The sequence below is a fragment of the Promicromonospora sp. NPDC023805 genome (genome assembly GCF_040639635.1).
Lineage (GTDB): Bacteria > Actinomycetota > Actinomycetes > Actinomycetales > Cellulomonadaceae > Promicromonospora.
Genome location: NZ_JBFAAH010000011.1, coordinates 113,382 through 127,661 on the forward strand (window position 1 = coordinate 113,382; position 14,280 = coordinate 127,661).

Annotated in this window: 7 protein-coding genes; 1 reads left to right on the plus strand and 6 read right to left on the minus strand. The window is 64.4% G+C overall.

Annotated elements, in window-relative coordinates:
* Positions 1-12: 12 nt before the first annotated feature.
* The 4 genes from AB0F70_RS13180 to AB0F70_RS13195 form a co-directional block, all read right to left on the minus strand.
* Positions 13-762, minus strand: a complete 750-nt coding sequence (locus AB0F70_RS13180) for a hypothetical protein (RefSeq protein WP_357448562.1) — start codon at positions 760-762, stop codon at positions 13-15.
* Between the two features lies 1 nt (position 763).
* On the minus strand, positions 764-1,357 hold the full coding sequence (locus tag AB0F70_RS13185; RefSeq protein ID WP_357448564.1) for a hypothetical protein: 594 nt from the start codon (positions 1,355-1,357) through the stop codon (positions 764-766).
* Positions 1,358-2,232: 875 nt separating this feature from the next.
* Positions 2,233-3,726, minus strand: a complete 1,494-nt coding sequence (locus AB0F70_RS13190; protein ID WP_357448566.1) for a hypothetical protein — start codon at positions 3,724-3,726, stop codon at positions 2,233-2,235.
* Positions 3,723-7,355, minus strand: coding sequence for an AAA domain-containing protein (locus AB0F70_RS13195; RefSeq protein ID WP_357448568.1), 3,633 nt, complete (start codon positions 7,353-7,355; stop codon positions 3,723-3,725). The genes AB0F70_RS13190 and AB0F70_RS13195 overlap by 4 nt, the downstream gene beginning before the upstream one ends.
* Before the next feature lie 439 nt (positions 7,356-7,794).
* Between AB0F70_RS13195 and AB0F70_RS13200 the strand changes: the two genes are divergently transcribed.
* On the plus strand, positions 7,795-10,371 hold the full coding sequence (locus AB0F70_RS13200; protein WP_357448570.1) for an AIPR family protein: 2,577 nt from the start codon (positions 7,795-7,797) through the stop codon (positions 10,369-10,371).
* Between the two features lie 137 nt (positions 10,372-10,508).
* Here the strand turns inward: AB0F70_RS13200 and AB0F70_RS13205 are convergent, their stop codons facing one another.
* Both AB0F70_RS13205 and AB0F70_RS13210 read right to left on the minus strand, forming a co-directional pair.
* Complete coding sequence (locus tag AB0F70_RS13205; RefSeq protein WP_357448572.1) at positions 10,509-12,545, minus strand: ATP-binding protein; 2,037 nt, start codon at positions 12,543-12,545, stop codon at positions 10,509-10,511.
* A gap of 441 nt (positions 12,546-12,986) precedes the next feature.
* Complete coding sequence (locus AB0F70_RS13210) at positions 12,987-14,153, minus strand: DNA cytosine methyltransferase (protein ID WP_357448574.1); 1,167 nt, start codon at positions 14,151-14,153, stop codon at positions 12,987-12,989.
* Positions 14,154-14,280: the final 127 nt, after the last annotated feature.

Below are 14,280 nucleotides of genomic sequence, written 5' to 3' on the forward strand. Positions count from 1 at the left end.
CAGGCTTCCGCGTCACCTCGTCCATCCTTCGTACTTGCGCAAACGCCGTGCGGCATCGGAATGCGCGCCCAGGACTACGAACGACGGGCAGTGCTCGTAGGGTTCTGGCCTACCGCTCCATGTGGGGTGCACGACGACGAGCGTGCCGTCGTCAAGGCGAGCCAGAACGTCGTCGGACGCCGCGTGGAAGGCATCGATCCCTGCGATCCTGCCGAACAGCGGGTGCGTCGGCAGCAGCTCGCGCCTCAACTCGTCCAGAACAGCACGGCGACTGCGCTCAGTTGCCTCGTCTGACTCGCCGTAACCAGTCCAGCGGGGCCAGATCACCGGGTCGCCAGGCTCCTCGGGCGGCTCGTCGAAGACCGCGAGCGGATCCCCGGTGATGTCATCGCGTCCAGGCTGCCCGAGTCGCGCCAGCCATCCTGATGCGGGCAGGTCACCGAACCGCAGGTACGGTCCGTGGTTGGTGTCGAGGACTCCGTCGAGGCCGTCGGTCACCGCCAGCACGAGCGGTCTAACCTCTTCGCGCACGCCGTACTCAATCATGACCGCGTGCGCCCAGACACCTGGCAATGCCCGCTCGAGCACGTCGGCGGTGTACTCGTCGAGGACCGCGTCGGTCGGATCGACGCCGAAGGACGCGCCGTCCGCGGTCAGGTGATCAAAGACTGGCTCCTGCCGGTACTCGCCTGCCGCCGTGAGACGTTTGAGGATCACCGCCTTCGTCGCGGCGTCGGACAGCAGGATCAACGTCGGGCGCACGTCAGGCGTCCCCTCGGCGCCTGTCGGCCAGGTCCAGCGTCCCGATCCCATGCCGAAAGCGGGCGACGACGTCGTCGGCCTGGGCCGGCACATGGACCGGAGCCCACTGCTCGAGCGTGGCGATGAAACCCAGCAGATCGCCTTCGATCGAGTCGAGCGCGGTCCGGAACTCGTCGAGCGTCGCCTCGAACGCGACCTCCTCGGTTCGTTCGGCGTCGATGACGAAGCGGACCTTGTTCCCGCTGATCCGCACGTCAGGCGAGGGACTGTGCCCCAACCACGGGTCGCTCGTGCCATCGGCTACGGACTCGAAGAGGTCGAATCGGCCCGACAGGTCGCTGCAGCACCCAGGCACCAGTACAGCGCCCGACTTCGTGTCAGTGATCCGAACCCCGCCGAGGACAGTCGCACCATCCGCATCTGGATCGTCGAACACGTGATTCGCCTCTAGGAAAGACCACACCACTGACCCGATCTCCTCGGCGGTCAAGCCCGCGTGCAGCGGCAAGTGCCCGAACCCCGCAGCTCGGGTCGACGGCCAGCCGGCGAACCCAGCGTGGTCGGTCAGTTCGATAACAGCCTCAGCGATGAGCACGCCCTGGACAGTACCCAGGCCGCACCTGTGCTTCCGAGCCGTTTCTCGGTCGTGGTGCGAGCGGCTGCTACCGGTATTTGCTCCAGTCGCGGTCTGAGCCCTGGGCAGTGGCTGCCGTTGTCAACGAGGGCAGGGCAGCCACTGTCTCCGTGGTGTCCCGAGGCTTCCCCGGGGGAACAGTCGACTTCCCAGCCGTCCTCTGCCGACGATTCGACGGCCTCGGGGGCTCCATGCGACATACACGGGAGGCAGCTTTCTCAGGCGAGCCGTGCCGCTGCGGCTTCACGGACTGCGGTGACCTCGTGGATGTCAAAACGTACGTCGGCCTAGGCATCGGCATGAAGCTGTACGCCCACGCAGCCGAACTCCTACCCGATGTCCGCTGGGCTGACCGGTCAATCAGTCCCACAGGCAAAGCTGTTCGGCGCAAGCTGCATCCCCTGGACCCGTGGCGCTGCAACTCAAGGAGTGCGGGTGCTCGGCCGAGCGGGAGAACCTTACGAGGTCGACTCAGCACACCGGGCGCACCTGAGCCGCAACCAGATGGGGATCAACAAAAGTTGATCATGTGGTTTGGAGGCGTTGGATCGTTGGAATTCTGCGGTTTCTAGGCTAGCAGCGGAACGCCGTGCCTGCTGCGTGCCACTCAGCACAGCAAGTCGGCGCTGGCCTTCAAGACATCGCTTGCGTTCGGCGTCGGCCTTGAATCTGGGGGTCCCTACCCCGCACATCGTCGTTGAGCCAGAGCCTCGGCCCTACCAGAACACCGTCGAGTGGGTCTCGAGCAAGGCCATAATGTTCTGGCCCGGTTGAGAGCATGCTGACCCAGGCTCAAGTTTTGCTGACGGACGCTATCCGAGCGCGTCTGGAACGAGTTAGACGAACCGGGCGCTAGGGCCACGCACGATCAGCTGGACGCCTCTACGCTCGACGTCGCCGCCCGCCGGGTCAGGCGCGTGCACGCCGACAGCGGCGGCGCCGGCTGGTACGTCGGTTACAGCTAGACACTCTTCGTCGACGAGCAGCTCGGCTGTGGTGTCCGTACCATCCGTGGCGTCGTCCAGGGACCGAGCAGCGGCTTCTTCGATGTCCTCAGCAAGGCGCCGCCATCTGATCGGCTCTCCCGGGAACTCGTCACCACTGCGGCCAGTCCACAGTGAGGCGACGGCGCGAGCGAGGTCGGCACATAACGCCGGCGCAAGGATCCTGACGCCGGTGGCGTGAGGGCTTGCTACCGTCCCGTCGGCCCACGCGTGGCCGGTAACGATGCCGACGAGCTGTCCTGGCGCGCTGTCCCACAGCAGCAGGTTGGCACCACTGCCCGTGACGCGGGTCCGCAGCAGCGCCCGGCCGCGGCCGGCGTCGGCACCGTAGCCGATGCGGTTCGCGATGGCCTTCAAAGCGGTCGGGTCCACGTCCGTAGAGCCGACCAGCAGGTCCACGCGGACGCCCCGGGCCACGGCGTCGGCGCAGCTGGCAGCCATGGTCTCGAACGCATCCGACCCGTCGAGACGGGGAATGGCCAAAGCGACGCTGGTCTGTGCCGACTGGAGCGCCTCGGCCAGTGCGTCGGCGTGCGCCTGCTCGCCGCGCAGCACATCGGCGGCGGTGAGCAGCACGGCGGTGCCGCGCCGGTGTACCCGGTCTTCGTCAGTCACACCCGAGATGCGACGCCGAGCAAGACGGGCCGCGCCGCGAGACGTTGCAGTGGAGCGCGAGGAACCGCCAGCCGCTGTGGCGGCTGCCAGGGCCGGACCAGTAAGAGCTTGGCGCCAGGGCGGCGGCAGGCCGAGCACCTGCTTAGCGTCAACATCAACGTCGAGAGGGAGCCAGTGAGCGTCGCGGCTGATCTCCTCGATTCGGCCGATCCTGCGCACCCATTGACCGGCTTCTCGGTGCAGGAGCTTCTGGACCTGAGCCTCGTCAACCGAGTCGCGCACCACCCTCGTACGAATCCTGGGGGCAGTGTCCCAAACATCACTCAGGTCCTCTCGGCGGTAGTTCCGTGCCTCGGACAGCCGGGCGATCTGGCCGGAGTGACGCTCCATCACCACGATGCCGGGCCGGGCGGCCTCGACGACCACCGACACGGGCTCGCGGTCTCCGCTGACGGCCTCGTATCCGGCCCCGGTGAGCACGAACGAGGCTTGCGCCCCTCCTTGGACGGCGACCCAGCCAGCGTTGACGAGGGTCACGACAGCCTGGACCAGAAGCCTGTCGTGCACGCGGAAAGCCTTGGCCAGCGACCGCAGGGTCGCGCCGTCGTCGGCGACGGTGTTGAGCACCATGTGCTCAAGCCGGCTGTACGGCTTGCCGCGGGCGAGGTCGTATGGGACGCGAAACCGGCTCACTGGCAAGAGGACGATCATGACAGGCCACCAAGGTCGGCGCGGAGCCGAGTGGCACGGCCGGAGTCGAACCAATCGCTGAGGTCAGTAACAATCCGCTTGAGATGCCACAGGGGGTTTGCCGAGTCGTCGAGCTCGACAGTGCGAACCTGCTCTCGGAAGAAGTCCCAGGAACCGACAAGTACGAGCAGCCGCTCTGCGCGGGACAGCAGCACATTGAGCCGACTCGCGTCGTCGAGGAACCCCAGGCCATGTCCCGGATCCTGAAGGTTGTTGCGCACCAGGCTCACCGCAATAACGTCGGCCTGGTTGCCCTGGAAGGAGTCGACGGTGTGGACGCCGCTGGCACCGCCGGCAGCGCCTGGACGAGCGTTTAGGGCGGGCTTGAGCTCAAGCCCTTCCGGGAGCGCGGCTTTCCTCATCCGGCGCCGCAGCACAGACGCCTGCTGGTTGTATGGCGACAGGACGGCAAGCTCCGCGGCGCCGGTTCCCTCTCGCCTCAGCGACGCTAAGAAGTTGGCCAGGGCCGTCGCCTCGGCGTCATTGGTGTATCGCGCCTTGCCCTGGGCCGGGCCGGTCTCGGCGGTCCTGGGGTCGTCGCGGCACCACGGGACATCGAGCCAGACGATCGCCTTCCCACTGATCTCGAGTGGCTTGGCGAAGCCGTGTAGCACGCGGGCAACGGGCTTGCCCTCGTGCGTGGTCCTGTTTACGAGCCGATCGTCGTAGTACGCGCGCGAGATCAGCTCGCCGATGTCGGGATGCATGCGGTGCTGCTCGATGAGTACGCCCGCAGCGGCGCCGCCCGCCGGGTCATCGGTCAAGCGCTGACCGGCGTCACCTTGGCCGACGGCGACCTGGCAGTGCTCGAACGTGCGCTTGAAGGTCTTCAGCCAGTCTTTGGCGTAGCCCTGGAATGCGGCACGATCTTCCGTGGTCTTGTACCTCCACGACGAGACCCACTCCCAGTCCAGGAGGCCCCCGGGATTGGGCAGAGCTTGCAGTGCGTCAACAACCGCGTCGAGGTCGTCGACGCCGCGCAGGTAGTCCTCGTATCGGTATGGCGGGAGCTGGTTGTGGTCGCCGATCAGCAGCCACCGGTGGCCCGCCTGCAGGGGCAGCGCGAGGTCAAAGCCGTGCGCCTTCCCGGCTTCCTCGACGATGGACCAGTCGAAGGACTGGTCGCCGGCAATGGCCTCAAGTTCGCCGGCGCTCGTCGTGCAGTAGGTCAGGTTCGCGCCACGCTTGACCAGTTCGACGAAATCGGCGGCACCGGTGCCTCGTGCCTCGCGGCTGGCGAGTTCGTCGGCCATTGCTGTGGCGTGGTTGAGCCAGTCCTGTTGGGCGGGGGTGCGGTCAGACAGGTTGGCGAGGGTGCTGCTGCTGTCGCGTAGGACCTGTAGGGCGACATCCTCGACGGTGTCTTGGACGCTGTCGTCGCCTTTGTTACGGGACCCGAGCCTGACCGCGAGGGGCCTGCGCTCCGGTGCAACGCCCTCGAATGCCTCAGTAACCCGTGCCCGGAGAACGTCTACGGCGCCATGCGCCTGGGCTGTGACAAGGACCTGCGCGACCGGGTCGTCATGGAGGATCTCGCGCAGAAGCCAGGCGACCAGCGTGGTCTTCCCGGTGCCGGGCGGGCCCTGCAGGGCATAGATTGGCCTGACCCGCAGGATGTCCTCAATAGCGCGGCGCTTCGCTTCGTCGACGGTCTGGGGAGCGAGCTGGACAGGCAGGTCGGCCGCGCCGGTGTCGATGTACACCTGGCCGGGCGCGGCCAGGCTGCGGAGCAGATAGCTGTGGCGGTCGAGGGCGTCGATGGCCTGCTTGCGGCGTCGGATGAGCTTGAGCTGACCGGGCATGCCCGCGCCGCGCAGGTATCCGTTTTCGGGCGGCGGCGGACGGCCGGCGTCGAAAGTCTGGCGCTTGAGTGTCGCGGTCCCTGCGGCGTCGTCCACGGCGTGGACGCGCCACTGGTTGTCTTTACCACCCGAGGGCAACGCCAGGGCGTCCCCATGCTCACCGGACAGGATGACGCTGCCGCTGTCAGGCTTGCCGGCCTCAAGCTCGCGCTGTAGGAAACCGGCAAGGCCGTCGTTGTGCAGGAACGCGAGGACCTGCCTGCTCTCGGGGCGTGGCCGTTCACGAACGGTGATTTGTTCGAAGCCGGGTTCGTCGGCGGTGTCCGGCCCGGCTACCAGCTCGATGGGGAAGATCGTCGCGTCGAGCATGAGCAGCTCGATCTGGTGAGTGGCGCGGACGAACTGGTGGAATTGGGTGAGGTCGCGAGCTAAGTCGGCGCCGCGCTCGATGCGGGGCAGCACCGTGTCCCATGTCGCGGACGCTAGGGCCAGGCCGCGGTCGTTGTGTGCGGCCCTCGTCGGCCTGACCACGAGGCGGCCGGCCGGCAGTCGAACGCGGGCCGGCCCACCCTCGCTGTTCGTGAGCTGGGCGGGTCCAAGACAGAACGCAATCTGCCAAGTGGGCGCCTCGTCGCGGTGGGAGTACTTGCGGAGCCGAACCACAGTGTGACGGCCAACCAGTATGACGGTCTCCTGATTCGGCACGGCGTGCAGGGTTCCGCCGTCTAGGTCGCGGCGCAGAAACACCGTCAAGCCGTCGGTGTGGGCGATGTCCCGTGGGTCGTAGGGCTGGCCGTCATCTAAGCCGAGGTGCTCCCGTAGCCCTCGATCGAGCAGGTAGTCGTAGAGCTGAGCCTGCTTTGGGTTGACGATGAGCGTGAAGGGCTGATCGTCCGCGCGGGCCGCCGGTGGGGCCGCGAGCAGCGCGGCGATCTCGCGGATGGAAAGCTGGACGTCGTGCGGGCGGGTCATCCGCTCGAGCGGGTCGGGATCGATCAGGCGGAGGAGCAGTAGCCGCTCAGGCTCGGTGAGCTTGGTCGTAGCGGCCTCGATGGCCTTGACCACACGGGTGTACCGCTCGGTCGGAGCGTTGTTCGCGTACCGCTCGAGGTTGAGCACCAGGCGCGCGCACAGCATGCCAAAGCCAAACCAGTCGTCGTCAGGCCGCCATGCGGCCGTGTCACCGGCAAGGCGCTCGGGCGGCGAGGACCAGCTGACAGGCGGATCGGCATCCAGGGGGCGGCCGAGCCGAACGGACCACTCGAAGCCACCGAGCCGGATGGACTTGGCGGGCTCGTCGGGCAAGTACAGCAGCGCTTCCGCACCGACGTCGCGATGCAGGACGTCTTGGGAATGAAGCACAGCCAGTCCAGCGGCGACGCGGCCAGCGGCCTGCCAAAGCTCCCGCCGATCGGCTGGGTTATGGGAGGAGAGCCAGCCATGCTCGCCCCGAACTGCGAGGGCGTCCGCAACGCTGTCGTAGCCAGGCGCGTGCAGGACCATGACGAAGCACTGCGCGTCGCGGTCGAGACCCGCGTCCTTGAGGACGGCCAGCGTGTCATCAGCACCAGGGCTGCTGCCGACCCTGTAGAGAGTGCGCAACTCGGCATCCCAGAGCGCCCGCTGAACAGGGTCAGGCTCGTCGCCGTCGTAAGTCCACGTGCGGGCAAGGTATCGCACGCCGTCCTCGTCGTACGCGGTCCACGCTTCAGCGTCTCCGGCGCCCGACGTGCGCGTGCCCAGCTCGTAGCGACCACGCAGCAGGGCTGCCCCCTGGTCAAGCGGCATGTGACTCCTTCGTCGCCGAAACTCTAAGCCACGAGCACCTGGGCGGCCAGGATGAACCACATTGGGTTCTCTGGATGCTCATGGCCTTGGAAACGAAGATCGAGCCGTGCCGAGGACAGCAGACGGTCGGCGCCGTGCGGAACGACATCCAGACCTCAAGCTCTACGGCTTCCTGTTCCCGCCCGGCAACGTACGCGCGATTACTGCCCAAGCCCGTGCAGACGACTCGATTGTCGTCGCCATCTTGAGGCAGGCTGGACGACGTCGCCAAGGAGCACGCCAGGTCAGTACCGGTTCCTGCCGCGAGCCATGCACCCGGTTGAGAAGCGTGTGGCCTTGCTCGGCTCCACGTCAGCTCTGGCGATGGCACCTGCGAACGCCTCCTTCCACGTCGTCAGTTCACGGCTTCCATGCAGGTCAGACTTGCTAGCGTGGCCCCGTGTCCGGGTTCGCATTTCTCAGCTACAGCCGCACGGATGTCGACTACGTTCGCCGCCTGGCGGAGTACCTCCGCGCGCGTGGGATCGACACCTGGTATGACGGCGACCTCACCACCGGCCGTTCGTTCGACGAGGAGCTCGCGGAACGGATCGTGACGTGTGCCGTGTTCATTGTCGTGCTGACGCCCGCAGCGGTGGAGTCCAAATGGGTCGCCCGAGAGCTCAGCTACGCCGACGGTCATGACCGCCAGATCTTGCCTCTCATGCGCGAGTGGTGCCACCGGCTTCCCCTGAGGATTCACAACGTCCAGCACGAGGACGTCACCGGTGGCCAGATGCCTCCGGACCGGTTTGTCGAGACGGTGCGGAAGGGCACTGGTTCCATGCCAGTCGGCACGTCTCGCGAGAAAACCCAACCGGATGCGACATGGACGAAGATGGTCCACGGTGGGACCGGCGACGCTCACCTGCAAGTCCGCCAGGTCGAGAAACTATTGCGCCGCTTCTACTTGGACACCGGCTTGATTGAGGCCAGCGACCTTGACGGCCGGCCCGCCGAAGAGCGCGACCTACGGTTGCTGTCGCGGGCGCTCACCGCCCAAGCCGTTCGCATGGTCACCGGATTCAGCCACGCTGACGCTGCGTTGACTGTCATCGACGGTGTGGGCGACCAGGGTATTGACGCGATCGCGGTGGTGAAGGAACCGGATCCGCACGTGTACTTGGTTCAGAGCAAGTGGAGCAAGGACGGGCGGGCTCGCAGTGATCGGGGGGCTGTTCACGAACTCGGTGCGGGCCTTCGGCTGATCGACGAGCAGGACTTCGCGGGCTTCAATCCGCGCGGCCAGCAGCTGGCTGCGCAAGTTTCAACCGTTCTGCGATCGGGCGCGGTTCCGGTCACCCAGGTCTACATCCTCATGCGGACCGACGACGTGACCGACGGATTCACCGATGCACTCGTTGGCGAGCAACGGGAGTTCAACCGGTTCGGTGAGGTGCTCGACCATAAGATCATTCTGGCTCGCGACGTTTGGGAGTCGGTCCGGAGCGACACCGCTCCGCCGCCAATCGAGCTCAAGCTCGAGCTCTTCCCGTGGTACTCGGTCAACGCGCCTTACCAGTCGTACCAGGGTGTCATCTCCGCTTCTCAGGTCGCCGAGTGGCGCGCCCACGGCTCAAGCTTGTTCAACCTGGGCATACGCAACCCGCTAGGCAGGACCTCGATTAACGATGAGCTAATCGAAACCCTCACCGGCGAGCCTGCGCACTTCTGGTATTTCAACAACGGCGTCACGATTCTCTGCGAGTCGGCCGAAGTTGGCCGGCGTTCAATACGGTCACCCGAGGGCAACCCCATCGAGCTGACCCTGCGCAGCGCCAGAGTGGTCAATGGAGTCCAGACCGTAATGTCCGTAGCAGAGGCGGTCGCGGCCGATCCGGAAGCCAGGTCAGCCCAGGTCAGCGTCCGTATCATTGTGACGGGCAGCGCGGAGCAGTTCGCCAAACAGGCCACCCAGAGCAGCAACCGCCAGAACCGTGTCGAGGCACGCGATTTCATCACCCTGGATCCGGTTCAGGCCTCCATCGCCGAAGATATGCGCACCGAGCTCGGTCTCGAATACAGCATCCGACGTGGCGAGCTGGAACCCCAGGCCGACACCGGGTGCTCCGTCGTCGAAGCCGCTTCGGCGCTTGCCTGTCTGCACCCTGACGCCCGGTACGCCGCCCAGATCGCCACCACGCTCGACGCACTGTGGGAACGCGGGCCACAGGGCGTGTACGACGCGCTGTTCCGCCCGCAACCGAGTGTGTACCGGTTGTGGAACGCAGTGCGGGTTATTCGATCCGTGCGACGCTGCCTCCACGAGTTGCACCGACACTACGGCGGGCGTGGGGCTGCTCTCATCGACAATGGGGCCTACCTACTCGGTCACCTGGTCTTCCGGCGCCTCGAACTTGAGATGATGGAAGAGCCTGACTTCGAAGACGAGTGGTGGAAGCAAGCGGACAACCAGATCGGTCCGCTGGTCGGCCAGCTGCTACCCGCGCTTGCCGCTGAGATAGACAACCTATACGGCGAGCGCTCCCAGATCCGGTCGATCTGCTCGGACGCCGATCGCTGCCGTGATCTGGTGAACCGTGTACTCAGCAGCTCGAGCAGCGCTTCGGTCCATGACAAGTACCGCCGGCCAAGGCCGCAGCAAACACGCCGTCCTCCCGCAGTCCAGATCCTCATCGACAAAGCGGTACTCGCCGAGGGCGACCCACTGACTCTGACACATGGCTCCGCCGCCGAGGCCGAGGCACTACAGGAGTGGCTCACAGAAGATCCTCGGCGAAGCCACGCCACATGGGTCGCCGACCGAAAGAAGCCCATCCTCTGGGTGGCCGACGGCAAGACCTACTCGCCCTCAGGTCTCATCACACACATTTGGGAGACCGCCCGCTGGAGCGACCGTCCCGTCGCGGTTCAAGGAACCGCACAGTGGCGGACGCAAACTGGCGAGTCCCTCGCCGACCTCGCGAGGCGCGCACTTCGCGAACTTGACGCGTCCGATGACACGGAAACGCATTGATGCTGACCTTGACCTTGACCTAGACGGTCCTGCTACTTAGAAGTCGGTGGGCCATCATCACTCGATTGAAGTCGAGGACTCCTCCAAGTTCCCCGATCTGCGGATTTCTCACCTCTCAGATTCGGCAGTCCGGCGAGCTAACCCACCGCTCCATCCGCGGCAGAGATCGCCGCGGTCATCTGGTCCTCGATGCGCTGTAGGATCTCGCGCACCTTTCCAATGCCCTGATTGACCTCCAGATACTGGGCGTAAGAGCTCTTGGCATTGGCAATCAGCTGTTGATAGAGCACGATGCGTGCGTTTTGAGCGAGCAGGATTGACTTGGAAGTCTGTCGCCCCCCTGGGTTTGCCCAGTCGGATGGCTCCCTGCCTAGAACGCAAACGACTTGGAGCTCGACACCTGGATCCGCCCGTTGCAGTTCCTTAAGTACCGGAACGCGATATTTTTCAATCTGAGCCGCAAGCTCAAGCGTCGTTACAGTCCGCTTTGCTCGCTTAAGTTCAACGATCACGTGAGCGGAGCCACTCGTCCGATACTTGATGTCAACTCGATCGGACTGTTTCCCTTGTTTGATCAGTTTCGCGATGGACTTTTCCATGATTGGAACGGTCGCTCTATCCCAGCCAGGATCAAGAAGCCACAGGTGATCGAATAGGTAATCCTGCAGAACCTTCTCAAGCGCGTTATCGGCAGTGAGTTCCTCGAATTTTTCGATGATCTGCAGCCGTTGAGAAACGATTGAGTAGTACTGTGCCGCTTCGATATCGTCGATGCTGGAAAATGCAGCGACGAGAGCAGGGAGATTCGCGTCATCCGTGGTTTCGATCACACTCAAGCGGTTTGATCGCTGAAGCTGCTCGAACGCAATTACGCCACTACTTAGCAGTTGCACCGCGCTTTCGCTATCGAGAGAAGCCGCGTAGATCCTGCCAACAAATCCTACCGCAGCCTTCTTCGTGTCGCCACGTAATGTCTTTAGCCAATCGTCAATCGCAGGCACGCTGCGCACTGCGGCAGCCGCGCCATCTTCGACACGGTACTTGCTCCAGTCCGTGCCGATAGAACGAATCTGACTGGTTAGGAACTCTCGGAGGTCTTCGTACCTGGGATCGTCCTCGACGATCCCTTGACGACTGCTCGTCGCGATGTCCGCCTGAAGATCGTCATCTAGGAAGTCAGCATTGATTTCACCACTTAGGTACTTGGTGAACATTCCCCCCAGCGCCGCTGCTTCAAGGACGTCCTCTTGAGCAAGCTTGCTCCTCACGAGGATGGCGATCCTATTGAGGCTCTCGTCATTGGGCCCGTCTGGCTTAAGGTCCGTAGACGCCAAGGCCGAGCCAATCCATCCCTGAACCTGGTCTCCGCGCGGCGTTATGCCGCTATTCTGTTTGATCCGGGCCCCTGCAGGGGCGATCTTCGCGATATCTTTCCTGTAGTCTTCTGGACCGTAAACCCAAAGATATTGCGCCCGCTTCGCCAGGTCGCGATCGGCTGGTCCAATTGCTTCACCGTCGACACGAATCTCGAAATCGCGAGCCGCCACCGCGAATCGCCGAGCAAGCCTGCGTCGGAGATGGCTGGCTGTGCGCCGAAGGTCCTTCCGTGGATCACGGAGAACCAGTACGGTCCCAGAGCCGTCGTTAGGTGCGATTGATTCGTCATAGGGGATCGGAGGAGGCTTGTAGGTCGTGTCGCCGTCCTCGCGGATGTGCTCCATGATGACGTCAAGATCAAGCTCCAGTGCCGAATAAATTGGACCCTCGTCCGTTTCGGCCAAAGAATATACTTCGATCTTCTTTGCAATGGAAAACAGTGAAAGTTTTCCAATACCCTTTCGACCCATAACCTTTCGGCCCCGCGCTGTCACCGCGCCGTTAGGATTATCGGCATCCTGGCGCCGCTGGTAGCCGACCGTTAGGTAGCGCTTGTTGATTGCTTCCGGGGTCATACCGACTCCGTTGTCGGTTATTGTCACGGTATTCGCTACGGGATCGATGTCAATTTCGACCCTTGTCGCGTCCGCGTCCCACGAGTTTGCAACGGCTTCTGACAGAACGGCGGGCAGGTTCGTATATAGGTTGATGCCGAGATGATTGAGCACATTCATGCTCAGTTTCATCTCGTAAGTGACATCGTGATTCTGGTCCAGTCGCCCCGCGGATGCTGTCACCTGGATAGGCTAGCCCGCTGTAGGCAACATTCAAGGGCCCTCCTAGGTGAAACTGCGGTTCATTGCCGCGTGTAGACAGCGCTGGGGTCTACTAGAGCCGCCCGCAGTACGTGTGCCGTCCACCCGGTCGCTTCGCTCCAGTCGGTCAGGATCGCGATGTAGCCCTCATAGCCCGAGGTCCAGTCGCCTCGGAGATTGATCCCGTGGCCGGCTCAGCCAGCCCTGCAGACGCTTGTCGAAGTAGCGGTCGTAGCGAGACGACCCCGGCAAGCCCGATCCCTGGGACACGAGGTACGTCGCGACGTTCCTTGAGGGGGCTCCATAGACGTCTATGGTTGCGTGCCTACGCCAGGGGACCGGGGACTGCGAAAGTCCTGGAAGTCTCCCCGGTGGGCCGAATGAACCGAAACACATGATCGACACCAGCGTGCGGTACGCGACTCACACGGCGACCTGCCGCTCCGTCACGCGAGCGCCTTCATCCAGCACGCCCGCATCAAACAAGCGCGAAGCGAGGACACGACTCAGCGCGGGCGGTACTGCGTTGCCGATGATGACCGACAGTTGCGTCCGCGTCACCGTCGAATCGAACCGGAAGTAGTCCGGGAAGCCCTGGATGCGTGCTGCCTCGTGAGGTGTCAGGGTGCGACGCTGGGACGGGTGGACATACCGCCCTTGCCCCATGCTCCCGAACCCGCTTGTCATCGTCTGAGCAGGCTGATCCCAGCTCAAGCGTCCATACATCGACACGTACGAGTGCTTCCCCTGGTGGCAAACCGGCCGGCGTGCGTTGGGCAGGTTGAACTGACCGTTGTCGTGCAGCCAGTCGATCCGAGCCTGGTTCTCACTGTTCGCGCGCGAGGGCTTGTCGAACCAGTGCTCAGGAGGAACGTTCTCCAGATCCTGGATTGCCCATCGAAGATCGTGGACGGCACCTTCGCCGAGCTGGAGGATTGTGTCGACCGACTCTCCCTGGGGGAGCGCGTCCGCGCGCACCGCCAGCATGATGTGGCGCCGTCGCGTTTGCGGGATCCCGAGGCGCACCAGTTCCACCACGGCTGTAGCCACGGTGTATCCAATCGACGTGAGGTGCTCCCTCGCCACTTCGACAACCTGCTGCCGGTCGTGAACCACCGCTGGAACGTTCTCCACTACCAGCACGCGTGGTCGCAGCACTTCCGCGGCGCGCGCCATCCTCAGGTACAGCCGGTTCTTCGGGTCGTCACGCCGGGTGTGGTTGTTGAGGTTGCTGTGCCCTTGGCACGGCGGACCACCGATCAGAAGGTCCAGCTCGCCGACGGTCTCGGCCGTCTGCGTCTCCACGACCGTCAAAGGTGCGCCAACATCCCCGTCGAAGAACGTCTCGACCGCCGCGCGCTGCGCGTGTGCCTTGGGGAAGTTGGCAGAGAAAACGTCGATCGGTGCTTGCTCGAAGTCCACGGCAAGCGGCACATCGAGCGCGACGCCGCGTTCGTGGGCAGCTTGCGCAGCTCCCAGCGTCAGCCCACCGCAGCCCGCGAACAGGTCGACTACCCGCAGCCGCCCGCCCCCCTGCTCGAAGTCGGGGCGCTTGCGGACGCGCAGCGGGTGGGGAGTGTTCGTAGCCATCGAGGAGCCAGCCTACTCGAGGAATTGGGCTGGTAGGCAGCTTTCGTGGGCCTGTTGCATACCCGCTCTGCTAGACCTCCCCCGCCGGGCTGATTCCGTACACTTCACCCACCAGGTGGAGGACGAA